The 15,544-nt window shown below is 58.3% G+C and carries 13 protein-coding genes and 1 tRNA gene; 10 read left to right on the forward strand and 4 right to left on the reverse strand.

The annotated features are described in order from the left end of the window. Positions 1-320: 320 nt before the first annotated feature. From HRUBRA_RS04830 to HRUBRA_RS15130, 6 genes are all read left to right on the forward strand, one after another. Positions 321-1,631 (forward strand): tyrosine-type recombinase/integrase, encoded by a 1,311-nt coding sequence (locus HRUBRA_RS04830; RefSeq protein WP_084592457.1) that lies wholly within the window; start codon positions 321-323, stop codon positions 1,629-1,631. Further along, positions 1,615-1,950 carry a hypothetical protein gene (locus HRUBRA_RS04835; RefSeq protein ID WP_035515007.1) on the forward strand — a complete coding sequence of 112 codons (336 nt, stop codon included), beginning with the start codon at positions 1,615-1,617 and terminating at the stop codon, positions 1,948-1,950. The genes HRUBRA_RS04830 and HRUBRA_RS04835 overlap by 17 nt, the downstream gene beginning before the upstream one ends. A gap of 79 nt (positions 1,951-2,029) precedes the next feature. After that, positions 2,030-2,284, forward strand: coding sequence for a helix-turn-helix transcriptional regulator (locus tag HRUBRA_RS15765; protein WP_161787598.1), 255 nt, complete (start codon positions 2,030-2,032; stop codon positions 2,282-2,284). After that, the gene (locus tag HRUBRA_RS14880; protein ID WP_035515008.1) at positions 2,284-2,523 is read left to right on the forward strand and encodes a hypothetical protein; all 240 of its coding nucleotides are present in this window, start codon (positions 2,284-2,286) and stop codon (positions 2,521-2,523) included. Before HRUBRA_RS15765 ends, HRUBRA_RS14880 begins: the two co-directional genes overlap by 1 nt. After that, positions 2,510-4,543, forward strand: a complete 2,034-nt coding sequence (locus HRUBRA_RS14885; protein ID WP_144244384.1) for an AAA family ATPase — start codon at positions 2,510-2,512, stop codon at positions 4,541-4,543. The genes HRUBRA_RS14880 and HRUBRA_RS14885 overlap by 14 nt, the downstream gene beginning before the upstream one ends. Before the next feature lie 914 nt (positions 4,544-5,457). Further along, positions 5,458-6,036, forward strand: coding sequence for a hypothetical protein (locus HRUBRA_RS15130; protein WP_144244385.1), 579 nt, complete (start codon positions 5,458-5,460; stop codon positions 6,034-6,036). Between the two features lie 184 nt (positions 6,037-6,220). Here the strand turns inward: HRUBRA_RS15130 and HRUBRA_RS04855 are convergent, their stop codons facing one another. Together HRUBRA_RS04855 and HRUBRA_RS15135 are read right to left on the reverse strand one after the other, a co-directional pair. Next, on the reverse strand, positions 6,221-7,057 hold the full coding sequence (locus HRUBRA_RS04855) for a hypothetical protein (protein ID WP_035515010.1): 837 nt from the start codon (positions 7,055-7,057) through the stop codon (positions 6,221-6,223). After that, positions 7,054-7,521 carry a hypothetical protein gene (locus tag HRUBRA_RS15135; RefSeq protein ID WP_144244386.1) on the reverse strand — a complete coding sequence of 156 codons (468 nt, stop codon included), beginning with the start codon at positions 7,519-7,521 and terminating at the stop codon, positions 7,054-7,056. The genes HRUBRA_RS04855 and HRUBRA_RS15135 overlap by 4 nt, the downstream gene beginning before the upstream one ends. A 637-nt stretch (positions 7,522-8,158) precedes the next feature. Between HRUBRA_RS15135 and HRUBRA_RS15770 the strand changes: the two genes are divergently transcribed. Continuing rightward, positions 8,159-8,449 carry a transposase gene (locus HRUBRA_RS15770; protein ID WP_084592460.1) on the forward strand — a complete coding sequence of 97 codons (291 nt, stop codon included), beginning with the start codon at positions 8,159-8,161 and terminating at the stop codon, positions 8,447-8,449. 484 nt (positions 8,450-8,933) lie between these two features. On the opposite strand, the gene HRUBRA_RS04860 is transcribed toward HRUBRA_RS15770, so the two are convergent. Continuing rightward, positions 8,934-9,023: transfer RNA gene (locus HRUBRA_RS04860), tRNA-Ser, on the reverse strand. 279 nt (positions 9,024-9,302) lie between these two features. Continuing rightward, the gene (locus HRUBRA_RS04865; RefSeq protein ID WP_201771536.1) at positions 9,303-12,392 is read right to left on the reverse strand and encodes a WD40/YVTN/BNR-like repeat-containing protein; all 3,090 of its coding nucleotides are present in this window, start codon (positions 12,390-12,392) and stop codon (positions 9,303-9,305) included. Between the two features lie 211 nt (positions 12,393-12,603). On the opposite strand from HRUBRA_RS04865, the gene HRUBRA_RS04870 reads away from it, so the two are divergent. The 3 genes from HRUBRA_RS04870 (at position 12,604) to HRUBRA_RS04880 (ending at position 15,544) form a co-directional block, all read left to right on the forward strand. Then, positions 12,604-12,921 carry a hypothetical protein gene (locus HRUBRA_RS04870; protein ID WP_144244387.1) on the forward strand — a complete coding sequence of 106 codons (318 nt, stop codon included), beginning with the start codon at positions 12,604-12,606 and terminating at the stop codon, positions 12,919-12,921. Positions 12,922-12,985: 64 nt separating this feature from the next. After that, the gene (locus HRUBRA_RS04875; RefSeq protein ID WP_035515016.1) at positions 12,986-14,818 is read left to right on the forward strand and encodes an ABC transporter ATP-binding protein; all 1,833 of its coding nucleotides are present in this window, start codon (positions 12,986-12,988) and stop codon (positions 14,816-14,818) included. A gap of 117 nt (positions 14,819-14,935) precedes the next feature. Further along, positions 14,936-15,544 (forward strand): TetR/AcrR family transcriptional regulator, encoded by a 609-nt coding sequence (locus HRUBRA_RS04880; protein ID WP_035515018.1) that lies wholly within the window; start codon positions 14,936-14,938, stop codon positions 15,542-15,544.

A 15,544-nucleotide genomic window follows, 5' to 3' on the forward strand; every position in this document is an offset into this window, starting at 1 on the left:
TTTGAATCCAAAGTTTAAAGCAATCTTGTAGAAAAAGCCGCCCGGTCGCTTATGTAGCGCATGGCTACATATCCGGACGGACGAAACTTTGGCGCATGCGCCCAGGGTTAATGGGGTAGAGCCTTTTACTGAGTAGATGGCGGAGGGGGTGTCTGCTTGCATCTTGTGCCATCCAGTATCATCCGGTGTCACCGAGTCGATTTTATTCGTTATTTATCAAATCTTTACAATCATAACCCACTAACACCCGATGCCAATTAGTGCTATCCTCTCTCATCCAATGCCAACTTTAATGGCGGGATGGATGTGGGGAGCTTGTCATGCCAAAGGTGGCGAAGGAGTTGAAAGCTCTTGAGGTGTCGCGCCTCAACGAACCGGGTATGCACGCCGTCGGTGGCGTCGCTGGACTGCATTTGAACGTCGCTCCGTCAGGTGCGCGCAGCTGGATTCTGCGCGTGATGGTGGGCGCAAAGCGGCGCGAGGTGGGATTGGGAGGCTACCCCACGGTCACGCTAGCAACCGCCAGAGAAGCAGCCAGAGCAATGCGTCAGCAGATCGCCGAGGGTGAAGACCCAGTCCTTGTTAAGACGCTGGCGCGGCAACGACTCATAGACCAGCAGAACCGCAGCATCACCTTTGAAGAAGCCGCCAGGCGCTTCCTCGCCGCCAAACAGGGGGAATGGCGCAACGCCAAGCACGCCGCGCAGTGGGGCTCCACGCTGAAGACCTACGCCCACCCGATCCTCGGTAAAAAGCACGTATCTACCATTGAGCTAACGGATGTGCTGCAGGTACTTGAGCCGATCTGGCAGGAGAAAAACGAAACAGCCTCCCGCCTGCGTGGCCGCATAGAGTCCGTGCTCGACTGGGCGAAGGTGCACGGCTACGCCGAGGGTGAAAACGCCGCTCGCTGGAAAGGCAATCTGGACAAAGTGTTACCACGCCCCAGCAAGGTCAAGCGGGTGAAGCATCACGAAGCACTCCCCTACGCGCAGATCGGAGACTTCCTATCGAAGCTGGCGAAACGCAGTGGGTCGGCGGCAGCGGCACTGGAGTTCCTGATCCTCACAGCAGCGCGATCCGGCGAGGTTAGGCGCATGACCTGGGGGGAACTGGCGTCGGATGACAACTTGTGGATTGTGCCTTCAGAACGCATGAAGGCGGGTAAGGAGCACCGAGTACCGCTTTCGGAGGGAGTTCTTGCGGTTCTAGAGCGACAGCGCAAGCTGACCGACTCCGATGATCCGGCAGCGCTGGTATTCCCATCCCCCAATGCAAAGAAACACCTGAGCGATGTGGCATTCAAGCAATTGCTCAAGCGCCTCGGATACGGACATGTCACCGCGCACGGCTTCCGATCCACGTTCAGAGACTGGGCCGGCGAGCAAACACAACACCCGCGGGAAGTCATGGAGCACGCACTGGCGCACCAACTCAAGGATAAAGCTGAAGCTGCCTACGCGCGTGGCACGCTGCTGCAGAAGCGCCGCAAGCTGATGAACGACTGGGCGGCATACTGCAGCGGGACGACTGAGAGAGAGGAGCAGACAAATGACTCTACAGGAACGCCAGAACCGACTGCGCAAAATAGCGGAGGACCTTCGAGACTGCGTATTGTCTCAGGAGGATGAGCAGTTCCTTGCAGACGCGCTGGAGAAAATCGCCGACGGCGAAAGCGCCGAGGAAGTACTGGACGTTAAGGCCAGGCGAGGCGAACGGAAAAGCGCGGCCATCCAGAAGGCAAACAAGAAATCAAGCCTTCGAAGACAGCATGCACTTGCCTGGATGCAAGCGGCCAAAACTCCAGAGGATGAAGGTGGGTTGGGCATGGCTTTAGAAGAGGCTGCCCACGAGGTATCAAAGTACTTCCCATTTTCTGCGGAAACTTTGCTCCAGTACTTCAGAGTCAAGCATCGCGTAGAAGCGGTCAACCCGTACCGCCTGAACTGAAATCACGATTTGAGTTACTGGCGCGCTGAGACGTGGAGACTCATGCTGGACTCGCGTAAAGCAAATGAGGACTCCAGACATGGCCGTAACTCGCCTACTCGAACTGAAAGAAATTCTCGGTGATCCGAGATCAAACCCACCAGCGCCCCCAATCCTTCCTGTTTCGCGCTCCACCTTCTATCGAGAGATACGCGCGGGCCGGTTCCCGCGCGGTGTGGAGGTTTCACCGGGGCGCGTCGCCTGGCGTGAGGACGACATTCAGCGATTGATTGCAAGACTGTCGAACACTGGAAGAAAGTCGGAACACGAGGAAAACACGCGGAGGGCAGATTAATGAGCAGATACAACAGAAAACCCAATATACCAGCAGACATCGAGGCCATTATTGAAATACTGCCGCCGGGTGCAATCGAGGAAGCGCAATTCGAGTTTTTATTTGGTTTGGGCGACGAGATAGAACTTCTCACAAAAGACCACTCGCAGGATGCCATGCGCGGATATTTAGTGAGAAGCGCAGAAAAATTCGCAGAGATCATCTGCAGAAAAGAGCGAAAGTTGCGTGAAAGTGAGTAGCAATAAGTCAAATTATCAACAGTACCTGCGCCACGGTATACAACGAGAAAATATTCCGCTCATCCTGCAGCGTATCAATCGATGGGTCGTCTGGAAGGCACTCACATTCAAGCCCTGCGGCAAATTCGACAAGGTTCCGGTAAACACCTACAACGGTAGAAAAATTAACTCTCTAGACCCTGATAACTGGTTGAGTTTTGAGGAGGCGTACGAGGCATACGCTAAAAATTTATGCGATGGTATAGGGTTGGTGCTATCCGGCGATCCGGTAACGACTGATGAGCACGGTCGCCCCCTACACCTCGTCGGAGTAGATCTGGACCAAATAGATAGGAATATGTCGGAGGCCAAGGCTATCAGGGACTCGATCGGTTCCTATAGCGAACTCAGCCCCAGCTTAAAGGGCGCCCGAGTTTTTGCTCTAACTCGAGAGCATATCCGTGGCGGCAACGCAGGCGATGGACGTGAACTCTATGGCAGCAAGCGGTTTTTGACGGTAACTGGCATCAGAGGCAAGGGTAAAATCATAGATGCGACCGAAATTTTGGTTCAGCTTGAAAAAGAGTGGTTTCACGGTAAGCATCACGAGTCTAACGTTGTGAGCCTCAAACCCAGCTTGATGGATCGTTGTGCAGCCAAGCATGGTGGAACCGTCAATAACCGGCTGATGGGACGAGACTGGAGCGAGACAAAGGAGAACATCGCACGAATTAAGCAGGCGCTTGCGGTAGTGCCACCTGACCTGCCCTATGACGGTTGGCGAGATATCCTCTGGTCAGTCTCATCCTTAGACTGGGAATGTGGAAGGAAACTGCTTCTAGACTGGAGCAAGGGAAGCGACAAGCACTGGGAGAGTGAGGGGGGTGCCGAAGAAGCAGAGACAGCACTACAGCACGTCCTCTCCAGCTTCGACCCGAGCCGCGGAATCTCCATAGGCACACTGTTTCACCATGCCAGAGAGAACGGCTGGCAGCCACCTGGCTCAGCTGAATCACAACCCATGCTGGCAACCCAAACGCAGAGAGAAGAAAAACCGTCGGAGCGCTTCCAGCTCCTGACTCCGGAGCAGCTCAGGGCGCTGCCGCCCATGGACTGGCTCGTGAAGGGCCTGCTGCCCTCTCAGGGCGTTGCGGCGATTTACGGAGCCCCCGGGTCGGGTAAGACGTTTGTCGCGCTGGACCTAGCTCTCACGCTGTCTGAGGGGGTAGGTAACTGGTTTGAGCTGAAGTGCAAGCAGGCCTTTGTCACCTACATTGCTTTGGAAGGGCATGCCGGTATTGCCAAGCGCGTGGCTGCTTGGGCCTCGCATAATAACAATGCGCCAGTCGAGGCTCGGTTTGTGCTCTCCGCTCTTGATCTACGTCGCCCAGAGCATGTTTCCGCATTGGTTGACGCGATTCCTCAAAGCGAAGGCGTGCCCGCAGCCATCTTCATCGACACGCTGAATCAAGCGGCACCCGGCGCTGACGAAAACTCGTCATCAGATATGGGGCTTTTGATGGCAGCGGCTAACCGCATTAGCCGTGACATAGGTGCGCTGGTGATATTAGTACATCACACCGGCAAGGATGCGGATAGGGGGTTGAGGGGGCATTCGTCGATGAACGCCGCGGTAGATACGGCCATTCTTGTGGAGAAGAAGAATGCCGTTCGCAGGTGGCGTGTCACGAAATCGAAAGACGGCGATGGCGATATTGAGCACTGGTTCGACCTGAAAGTCTGTAGCGTAGGCTCCGATAGCGACGGCCTGCCCGAAACTAGCTGCGTCGTGCAGTCGATTTCGGCGGCGGAGACTGTCAAAAAGCCAAAGGGGACAAATCAGCTGAAAATATGGGAGGCGATCAAGGCCGAACTCGTGTTGGTTGACCGACTGCCCTGCGACCGGGCGCTTGAGATAGCTAAATGTTCGCTTCATAACATCGAGTCCCGGCAGCGAAGCGGTCGGGCGAAGCAGACACTCGACGGGCTTGTTGCTGGGGGGCACCTGAAGAGGAATGACGGGCGTGTCTATTTGCCATGAGCATTGAATCATCATTGAACATCGACCCCTATAGGGGGATCGATGTTTTCAATGCAGTGTGATTGGCCCCCTTACATTGATTAAATGCTTTTCAATGCTCTCGATACTGCGAGCCATTTGCATCGTTTCAATGCAGTTCGATGATTTCAATGCTGCCTACCCAACCCGTCAACCTGGCTGCTTGGAAAGGTGATTCCTGAAAATGCCGCTCCCCACCATCAAGAAACGCTGCACTGCCATCTCAAGGCGCACTGGCTACAGATGCCAAAATCCCGCCGCCTGGGGATGCAAAACCTGCCGCTATCATGGGGCGCGACGCCCGGAGAGCATCAAGTCCGGAGATGCCCATCCGAGGTACCGCTCCGGCAGATACACCAAAGCGGCGAAGCGCGAGTATCGAAAGGCCGCCAACCGTCTGCTAGAGTTGGAGCAACTGGCAGCTGACACAGGCATCCTGACAGGCCCACGCAGCAAGGGACGCAAGCCGCGGGCCGAAACCGAATAAGATCATGTGGACCCGCTTCATCAGAAAACTCAGGCAGTTTCGGGGATCGCAGGACGCACCGTCTCAGCGTAAGCCGCTAATCCTTGATGATCTGCCGGGTGTCGGTGACCTTATCTGCGAAGACTGCGAACACGTTCAGCGCATACATTGCTTCATGCATGGCATCGGCCCAACAAACGATTGCAGCATAGGCGCACAGTGCCAAGACTGCGGTGGCCTTCAAACCTTCGAGAGCCGAGGGACAGGACAACGCGGCATGCAGATCATTGCACAAAAGATCAATGAAGAAAGGTGCTCTTGTGGCGGCAAGCTATCAAATACAGAGCCTCTTTTCTGTAAGCGCTGCCGGTCACGCAACTGCAGCTACTATTGCGTTCTAATAACCTAGTCGAACCAAGGGGTAAGAGACTTGAAAAAAAACACCATATTACAAGCGCAGTATCCAACAACATGGGCAGGCATAACCGTTATTGCCGCTTGCCTTCTATTTCAAACACCCTCACATGCATCGAACGACGAAACACAGACTCAGCCCTACACCTATCAGCCTGACGGCTGCGCTTTTTCAATAACGTTCCCTTCGATGCCAGAGTTCCAAACAATAACGTCGCCCAACAAGAAATATGAACGAGAGCAAGCCGTGTACTTCGATACAGAAGTTGGAGCAATCGCACAAGCAGGATGCGCAAATTATGAAAGCCCAATTGAAGACACAGCAAAACACGCTAAGCGGAACTTTTGGCTCGGAGACGAATACCCTCCCAAACCGCATAAGCTTGCATGCTCCAATCTACCCCAGACAGTAGATATTTATGTGGCGAGTAAGAATAGAGTGATCGAGGACGGACTAACAGAGAGAACGTTGTATCGGTTTTATACCAACGAAAGCATGCTAGAGATTGCGGTAGGGGAATTCATAAAATGGGGCAGCTCGGAGAAAATTAAAGAGGCGCTTTGCACCATTGAATTAAGACAACAAGCATCTTAAAAACTGACCTGATGAATCCGATAATGACGACTCATTAAAAAAAAGCAAAGCATATACCGACCCCAGCGGCTCAGCTGCTCAAATTCCGATCAAGGACGCACTGCAACGAGGCCAAAAATGTGAGAATCCCTACCAGGTGAAATGACGACTCCGTCAACCCCAGCTGTATGCCAACAACCCAAACCTAAACCGAATCGAACGCGCCCAGAAGCCAAAAAACACCTATAGAAACGGAGGCTACAACAAAAGCTCGCTTGAAGTTCTCAAAAAAAGGCCGATCTGTAATCGTACTCAACTGAAAAATGCAGGAATACAAAAATGCCAATATAACCGGAGACGTAGCAACACGAAACACAGCGCCGACGTTATAGCCTGCAGGAAGTTCAGAATCCCAAACCACCAAAGCGAATCCGGCGACGCTAACGATTGCCAGAGCCGAGAAAAATTTATCGCTTCTTTCGCGTGGCGTGGCCACGGGCTCGATTTTGGCTCGCTCGCCCTGACTATAGTCTATCCCAAAGTCGCCGGGAGAAGCCGACTGCACTCTAAGCATCACATACTCGTATTTCGCTTTTTCCTTGTCACCATAATGAAGAGTTAAAGCCTTAGCCCAAGTCTCTTCATCTACCATGCCTGACTCGACCTCACTCAGCGAAGCCTGGTATAGGTCTTGTGCTCGGTCGCCCCCCTTTGGCGAATTATTCACAATATCCTCCCCAGCGAAGAAACGCCTCGCCCCTGTCTGAGGAGTCGAGCTTTTGTACGAGAGGTCCTTTTCATGCTTTTTGGTTCCGCTGGCAAAGTAGAAGACCGAAGCAACCCCAACGGCCACAAGCACCTCCAAAGCCAACAGCATTACATCGACGGTTCCGCGAAACGGTGCATCAAAAAGAAACGCGTACTCAGTGCTTTTGTAAATGTATTCACTCCCGCTTAAGTCAACCTCAAATGGGGGGTAAAGAAAAAGCCCAAAGACCAAAATCACAGAGAAAAGAAGAATCTTCTTTTGAACCGAGCTCATTTAGCTACTGTACCGAGAAAAACTAAAGCGCCATTAATGATAGCCACAATCGAAAATGCTCGCCTATAGAGTTCGGCGAAATTTTGACGAGATAGCTTCAGAAGGTACCATATACCTGCAAAAAAAAGTGCAAATACAGCCACCAAGAGTACTATGCCAAAAGAAGCCCCGAAGTTAAATCCTGTTGACGCGTCTCGATTCCAGACTGCATGAACAATTGCAATAACCCCGACAAGCGCAAAAGCGTGCAACACCCAGTCATTTGACGATTCCACGGTAAGAGGGGCAACCTCAACCCGATCAGAATCCCGCGAACTGATTGATTCCACGCGTAGCTTTACATACTCATACTTTGCCTTTTCTGTGTCACCGTAATGCAGAGTTAATGCCTTCACCCATAGGTCTTGATCAACATTTCCCGTTTCCGCTTCAGTCAGTGCTGATTGATAAGATTCGCCTTTCATTGCGCTCGACCTATTGATCTGAGAAACTCATAAACCCCAGGCTGAGGGAAAGTACTTGCAGTCCCCCCAACGTAGAAAATCGCTATTGATTGTTGCCCGTAATAGATGAAAAGCTGAAGAATTGACCTTATCCCGTCTACTACTTTGTATCCATGGATTTTCGCAACCGGGCCGTACTTTGAAACAGAGTATTCATATTCCGGTGCAACAAGACCATTCATAACGGCATACTGCTCCGCTACCGCCAGAACGGATTCTCGACTCGGCCCAACAAATTCTTTCACTGCTAATGGCGCGCACTCAAACCGAAAAAAGGCTGAATTTGTGTAAAAATTATACTGAAAAAGCTGGGCTCCGGCGCCAAAGCTTATCTGTTTTCTCTCGGGCTTTGCCGGGAATGTAGCAGTGAACTCACAGCCTGAATGAGCGACTACATATGCTCCCTCTGCGACTGCGCGTGACGCGCCTGTGGCTATTAGCGAAAATATTAAAAGTAGTTGAGGGAGCAATTTCATAGTATTGCCAAGCATGAAGAGAACCCCGGCACATGCTCATACATGGCCTCGACCGAGATTAGAAAGGGAGCCGATCCATTCGAGCCGATGACATCCCCCTTCTCGGCGTCGGTATCTAGCCAATGAGTGCGGCACGCTGGCGCAGCACGTGTTACCTCAACTGGGCAAAGCGTCTGGCCGAAGAAAAACAGCGACTGGGGCCGAGCCGCAATGCCATCGCTACGCTCGAGAGGCATAGGGAGCACGTGGTTCAACGCTGGACCTCAACGTACACCAACGCTCGCCTTGAGGGTTTCAATGGGCTGTTCCACGCGGCTCGGGCGAGAGCACGGGGGTACCGGAACGATGTCACGTATATGACCATGATCTACCTGATCGGTAGCCCCGCGGGCTCGGTCTTGAAATCCACTTGAAATGAGGAAGAGCCTTTTAATCTAAATCAGAAATAAATCGTTCAGAATATTCGGCCTGTTGAATATGAGCCTCAGCGTCACACCATCTCGCAATAAGATGTGTATTCCCTTGGGATCCCCAAGCGACACCCAGTAGATGCTCCCAATAGCATATGTCACCAGTTACACGTTCTTGGCTGCGTGCCTAACCAAACCACAAGAATCCCCTGTGTGCAACCCGTTTGAGCATAATAGAACTAACTAGTGAGACAGGAGTCCCAGCAAACAATCGGCCCCCTCCCTGGGGGGTACGACCCCCAGCCCCCCCCATCAGGCACTTGCCCCCTTCATTGTCTGGCGATTGGTAGGGTGCGAGCAGCTTTGGATTGGCAAGACGTTAGCCGAGACGACTAACTAGAGAAGAGCCAAGGGGCGGAGCTTTTGTGGGGTCTGATGGCGGGAAAGAGCGTTTATACACCCTAACCCATTGATTTTATTGGCCAGATGGCGGAGGGGGTGGGATTTGAACCCACGGTACGCTTGCGCGTACTCCTGATTTCGAGTCAGACCCGTTCGACCACTCCGGCACCCCTCCGTGAGATCCCGCGACGGGGCCACGATTCTATCAGCCCCTCGGGACCCTTGCCTACGCCTGGCGCAGCAATGCGCGGCAGATGATCACCACGGCAAAGGACAGCGCGAGCGACGCGAGCACCTGGCTCGGCCAGCGCCCACTCCGCCGCGGGGGTCAGAGCCTGGAGAGCCCCGGTAAGGGCGACATCGCCGGGTAGCGGGCCCTGAGCCCGCACGCTGGCGCCAGCGACGATTGTCGCCAGCACCAGGAGTGCCATCGTGCTGAGGCGCCAGCGGTTGATCATGGTACGAGTGGCGCCTCAACGTGCGGCACGGCCTGCGCCCGGGCCCATTCATTGACGGGCACCAGGTACTCGCTTTCGATCCGGGCGAGCTCCGCACGCAGCGCCGTCCACTGGGCTTCCAGATCGCCCAGCCGCTCCCTGGCCCCCACCGTAACCGGCGCACCGCCGGCCTCCACCACATCAAGAAGGTGGCGTAGCTGGCCGTCGAACTTCATGGCCCAGGCGTCTTCGTCCTCGAAGGTTTCATGGCGCAGCTCGACGATCTCCGGTTCCCAGGCGTCAAGGGCCGCGATGGCGGCTGCAGCGGGGCCGGCCAGGGCAGCATCGTCATGAGCGGCGAGCAGCGCCTGCAGCTGGCCTCGCACCTCGCGGGCGCCTTCAAGGGCGCCGAGGACACCCTCCAGCATCGCGGCAATGCGCGTCTGCAGCGCCACCCAGGCGGCGATTTCCTCATCGTCCGCGGCTGAACGGGGGTCCGGCAGCACCTCCACGGGCGCCGTTGCCACGGCATCACCGGCCGTCACCCGGACGGTGTAGCGCCCGGGGGCTACCGGCGGGCCGCCATAGCCTTCAAAAAGGATGTGGTCGTCAATACAGCGCACATCGTCGCGATGCAGGTCCCAGGTCCAGCGCTGCAGACCGGCGTCCGTCACCGGGTAGTCGAGGGTCAGCGGGCGGCGCGGGTCCTGGTTATCGAGGCGACAGCGATCCTGGGCCGTTTCCTCGCTGCGGTAGCTGCGCAGCACGACGCCGTCGGCATCCAGTACCTCGATGGCAAACGACTCATCCGCCGCGAGGTCCTCAGCGAGGTAATAGTAAATCGGCAGATCCGGCGACGGGTTGGCACCCTCAAAGTCGCCGGCGCTGCTGCCCGGCCGACCCATGGCGAGCGCCGGCGGCGCGTAGACGTGTACCGCTGCCTCCGCGTCAGCGGCGGCGGCCTGGCGCACCACGAAGAGGTCGTCGAGCACCCAGAAGGCGCGGCCCTGCGTGGCGACGGCCAGCGCATCCTCGCGCACGCGCAGGTCCGTGATCGGCACGGCCGGCAGGTTGAGGTCCAGCGACTGCCAGTCCTCGCCGTCATTGTAGGAGACAAACAGGCCCTTCTCGGTGCCGGCATACAAAAGGCCGGGCACCGTCGGGTCCTCGCGCACGACGCGGACGAAAGCGCCGTCGGGGATGTTGCTCTCAATGCGCTGCCAGCGCTTGCCGTAATTCGTGGTCTTGTAGATGTAGGGCGCGAAATCATCAAGCTTGTAGCCCGTGACGGCCACGTAGGCGGTGCCCTCCGCGTGCGGCGACAGTTCAATGGCGTTGATCATGGCCTCGCCCCGGTGCGGCGGAGAGCTATCCGTCCAGCTTTCGCCGCCATCGCGGGTCAGGTGAAGGAGACCATCATCGGCCCCTACCCAGATCGTGCCCTGCTCCTGCGCCGACTCCACGATGTAGAAAATATTATGGTAGAACTCAGCGCCCACATTCTCAGGCGTCAGCGGCCCGCCGTTGCGGCCGAGGTGCTCGGGGTTGTTGCGCGTCAGATCGGGGCTGACCTGCTCCCAGCTCATACCACGGTCGGTGCTCTTCAGCAGGTACTGGGTGCCGTAGTAGATCACCGAGCGATCGTGCGGCGACGTGATCACCGGCGCATTCCAGTTTGTGCGGTACTTGAGGTCTTTGGCATCCTGGCCATAGACCCGCTCCGGGTAAGGCACGATATAGCGCTTCTTCCGGTTCGCCTCGTTGAACTCGGTAAGCGTGCCGTTGATGGTCGTCGCGTAGATGAGCGACGGGTCGTCCGGGTCGAAGGCGATATGCGCGCTCTCGCCGCCGCCGACCGCGTGGTAGTCGTCGCGGCCGATGGCGCCGTCCCAGGCCCAGGCGGCGATGGACACAGTGGAATTGTCCTGCTGACCGCCGTAAAGGCGCCAGGGGGTCTGGTTATCGGTGATCAGCCGGTAGAACTGCGCCGTCGGCTGGTTGTCGATAGGCGACCAGGTCTCACCGCCATCGAAGGTGACCGTCGCGCCACCGTCGTTGCCGTTGATCATGTTGCGGCTGTCGTCAGGGTTGATCCAGTGGTCGTGGTGGTCGCCGTGCGGCGTGGACACGGTGCTGAAGGTCTCGCCGCCGTCGATAGACTTCATCAGCGGCACGTTCAGTACCCACACCGTGTCCGGATCATTCGGGTCCGCGGTGAGGTGAATGTAGTACCAGGCCCGGGTATGCAGCACCCGGTGCGGGTTGATGTGCTGCCAGCTCTCGCCATAGTTGTCGCTGCGCCAGAGGCCGCCCTCCCCCGGCTCTGCCTCTAGCACCGCGTAGATGCGCGAAGGCTGACTCGCGGACACATCGAGGCCTACCTTGCCGATCAGCCCCGGCAGACCGCCCTCGAGCTTCTCCCAGCTGTCGCCGCCGTCGGTGGACTTGTAGATGCCGCCGCCCTCACCGCCGGACTCGATGTACCAGGGCTTGCGGCCGTGGTGCCAGAGACCGGCGTAGAGGATCCGCGGATTGGTCGGGTCCAGGGAGAGATCCGTGGCGCCGGTGCTCGCATTGACCTTGAGCACCTGCTCCCAGCTCTCCCCACCGTCGCGGGTGCGGTAGACGCCCCGCTCGTCATTGGGCGCCCAGATCTGCCCCTGCACGGCCACCCAGGCCGTGTCCGGGTCTGTCGGGTGCACCTCGATCTTCGCGATCTGCCCGGCGTCTGGCAGCCCCATGAACGTGAAGCTCCGGCCAGCGTCTGTGGATTTCCAGAGTCCCTCTCCCTGGCTCGTGGTGACACCGCGGATCGGCGCTTCGCCAGTACCCACGTAGATCACGTTGGCATCTGAGGGGGCTACCGCGATGGCACCGATGGTACCCACAGGGATCTCACCGTCGGAGATATTCTCCCAGCTGACGCCGGCATTGTCCGTCTTCCAGACGCCACCGCCGGCAGCACCCATGTAATAGCGCTGAGGATTGCCGGGCACGCCGGTGACGGCCGTCACGCGGCCGCCGCGCCAGGGGCCGATGAGGCGATACTCGAGGCCGTCGAGCAGGGACGCCTCAACCGCAGACGCCTGCGCGACGGGGAAAGCCACACCGGCCAGAAGCAGGGCCAGGGCCCGCGCGCATGCACGACAAGCACGACAAAGAGAAGGCAACATAAAAAGGTCTCCAGCAGGCTGGCCCGGAAGCAGGCCGCAGGGCGCCAAAGCTACCGGCTGCCTCGTCGCGACTCAAGGCCCGGGTCGCCCGGCACGGCCGAGGTCACTACAATAGCGCCCTTTCCGTCGTCAACGGAGCGTGACCATGCCAAGCCGACCCATGTTCGCCCTGCTCGTGCTGGCTGCCCTGGCGCAGCCGGCCAGGGGGGAGGAACGCACCATCGCCCGCAACCCCATCGATGTCGATCCGGCCACCCGCCTCAGCGACATCCGGCTGCGCCCGGGCTTTGAGGTCAGCCGCATCCTGCGCTACGACGATATCACCGGACAGCTGGACGATCCGCCGGCGCCGGGCCTCCACTTCGGCTTTCCGCACCGCTACGGGGAGGAGCTCGTCGATGACGATTACCCCACAGACAAGCCGGCGGCCGCCTTCACGGCGTCGACAACGGCCTATCCGTAGGCCCCGCGCCCCGGCAAGGCCGGGGTGACATTGCTACCCACAACGGCAGCACAGACGACAAACCATGCCTTTCCGCTTCTTTGAACAGCTGGTCGACCCCTTCCCGCCCACCACGCCGGACCGGTCGCCGCGTTCCGTTTACCGCTTCTGCCGGCACTACGCCCGCGGGCTGGAGCCCTGGTTGCTTCTCCTGGCGGTCTTCAGCACCGCCATTGCCATCGTCGAAGTCTCGCTGTTCAGCGTCCTCGCCGACGTCATAGACCTGCTCGGGAACTCCAGCCCCGATGACGTACGCACCGGCGAAGGGCGGGAACTGCTCTGGCTTGCGCTCGGCATCCTCGCCGCCTACCCCACGCTCATCGGCCTGCAGTCGCTGCTGCTGCACCAGACGCTCATGGGCAACCTTCCCATGATCGTGCGCTGGCTCGCACACCGCTATCTGCTGCGCCAGAGCCTGTCGTTCTTCCACGACGAGTTCGCCGGCCGCATCGCCACCCGGGTCATGCAGACGGCGCTAGCGGTGCGCCAGACGGTGATCAAGCTGCTCGACATCATGGTCTACGTGGTGGTGTATTTCGTGTCGGTGCTGGTGCTTTTCGCGGGGATTGATCTGCGCCTGGCGCTGCCCATGGCCGTCTGGCTGGTGCTCTACGTGGCCATCCTGTCGGTGGTGCTGCCGCGACTGCAGCGCGTCTCGGAGCGCCAGGCCGACGCCCGGGCCCTGATGACCGGCCGGGTGGCGGATTCCTATACCAACATCGCCACGGTGAAGCTCTTCTCCCACGCCCGCCGCGAGTCCAGCTACGCCCGGGAGGGGATGGAGGAATTCCTCGGCACCGTGCACCCGCAGATGCGGCTGGTGACGATCATGGACACCGCGGTGATCCTCAATAACGCCCTCATGGTGCTCGCGGTGGGCGCCACGGCGCTGTATTTATGGCTGAATGGGGCGATCACACCGGGCGCCATTGCCGCGGCCATCGGCCTCTGCCTGCGGGTAACCGGCATCAGCGAGTGGATCATGTGGGAGGTCTCAGACCTGTTCGAAAACCTGGGTACCGTGCAGGACGGCATGGCCACCCTGTCCAGCCCCATCGCCGTACAGGATGCACCGGGGGCGACGCCCCTTGCCGTGCGCGCCGGACACCTTGCGTTCCGCAACGTCGACTTTTCCTACGGCGAAGGCAAAACCGTTTTCGAGGGGCTCGACCTCGACATCCCCGCCGGCAGCAAGCTCGGTCTCATCGGCCGCTCCGGCGCGGGCAAGTCCACGCTGGTGAACCTGCTGCTGCGCTTCTACGACGTAAACAGCGGCGCTATCGAGATCGACGGGCAGGACGTGCGCAGCGTCACCCAGGAGAGCCTGCGCGCCAGCATCGGCATGGTCACCCAGGATACCTCGCTCCTGCACCGTACCGTGCGCGAGAACATTCTCTACGGCCGTGAGGACGCCACGGAAGACGAGCTGATGAGCGCTATCCAGCGGGCGAAGGCCTGGGACTTCATCCAGTCGCTCGAAGACGCGAAGGGCAACCGCGGCCTCGACGCCATGGTGGGCGAACGCGGCGTGAAGCTCTCCGGCGGCCAGCGCCAGCGCATAGCCATCGCCCGGGTCATCTTGAAAGACGCGCCGATCCTCATCCTCGACGAGGCCACCTCGGCACTGGACTCAGAGGTGGAAGTGGCGATCCAGGAAAGCCTTTACGAGCTCATGGAAGGCAAGACGGTACTGGCCATCGCCCATCGCCTGTCGACCATCGCCGCCCTCGACAAGCTCGTAGTGCTGGAACAGGGACGCGTGGTCGAGACCGGCAGCCACGACGAGCTGCTGGCGCAGGAAGGCATCTACAAGCGGCTTTGGGATTATCAGTCGGGCGGGTTCCTGGCGCCGGATTGAAGGGCAGAGCCGATGCCGCCGGGCCCCCACAGGCTGGGCCGCGGCAGGTACGTCGACCCACCGCCTTGTTAAACTAAGCAGCCGACCGACGAGACATCCGACACACCTGGAGCTGTCATGAGCGATAACGGACTGGAAGTTTTCGATCGCGACGCCCTCAATCACGCGCGTCGTCAGGCACTGCTTCGTGAGGCAGGGCGCCAGTTTGCGGAAAAGGGCTTTCACGGCACATCGCTCAACAGTATCGCCAGCGGCGTGAAACTCACTAAATCAGGTCTTTTTCACTATGTGCGCAACAAGGAAGAACTGCTCTTCGCCTGTTACCGCGATGCGCTGCTTTCGGCAGAAGAGTGCCTGACGGCCGCCGAAGATGCCGGCGGTGACGCGCCGGCGAAGATCGGTCACTACCTGCGCAACCATCTCTCGCGTATTGGCAAGCCGGGTGGCTACTTCACAATACTGAGCGAACTTTATGTGCTTGATGCCGAGCAGCAGAAGGAACTGCGCGCCACGGCGCGCCGCATCGACGCTCGACTTCGTGCTCTGATCGAGGCGGGCATCAAAGAGGGCAGCATCGGCTACGACAACCCACGCATGGCGGTTTACGCGATCGATGGCGCCCTGAACTGGCTGCCCAAGTGGTATTCCACCGATGGCGCCGAGAGCATTGAGGAGATTGCGGAGGACTTTATTCGCTTCTTCCTCGACGGCCTGCGCAAACGCTGA

This window comes from Pseudohaliea rubra DSM 19751 (assembly GCF_000764025.1).
Lineage (GTDB): Bacteria > Pseudomonadota > Gammaproteobacteria > Pseudomonadales > Halieaceae > Pseudohaliea > Pseudohaliea rubra.

What these genes read in the sequence shown, in the direction of transcription:
- HRUBRA_RS04830 (WP_084592457.1), top strand. Translation starts at nt 321, where the DNA reads ATGCCAAAGGTGGCGAAGGAGTTGAAAGCTCTTGAGGTGTCGCGCCTC.
- HRUBRA_RS15765 (WP_161787598.1), top strand. Translation starts at nt 2,030, where the DNA reads ATGGCCGTAACTCGCCTACTCGAACTGAAAGAAATTCTCGGTGATCCG.
- HRUBRA_RS14880 (WP_035515008.1), top strand. Translation starts at nt 2,284, where the DNA reads ATGAGCAGATACAACAGAAAACCCAATATACCAGCAGACATCGAGGCC.
- HRUBRA_RS04855 (WP_035515010.1), bottom strand. Translation starts at nt 7,057, where the DNA reads ATGAGCTCGGTTCAAAAGAAGATTCTTCTTTTCTCTGTGATTTTGGTC.
- HRUBRA_RS15135 (WP_144244386.1), bottom strand. Translation starts at nt 7,521, where the DNA reads ATGAAAGGCGAATCTTATCAATCAGCACTGACTGAAGCGGAAACGGGA.
- HRUBRA_RS15770 (WP_084592460.1), top strand. Translation starts at nt 8,159, where the DNA reads ATGAGTGCGGCACGCTGGCGCAGCACGTGTTACCTCAACTGGGCAAAG.
- HRUBRA_RS04870 (WP_144244387.1), top strand. Translation starts at nt 12,604, where the DNA reads ATGCCAAGCCGACCCATGTTCGCCCTGCTCGTGCTGGCTGCCCTGGCG.
- HRUBRA_RS04875 (WP_035515016.1), top strand. Translation starts at nt 12,986, where the DNA reads ATGCCTTTCCGCTTCTTTGAACAGCTGGTCGACCCCTTCCCGCCCACC.
- HRUBRA_RS04880 (WP_035515018.1), top strand. Translation starts at nt 14,936, where the DNA reads ATGAGCGATAACGGACTGGAAGTTTTCGATCGCGACGCCCTCAATCAC.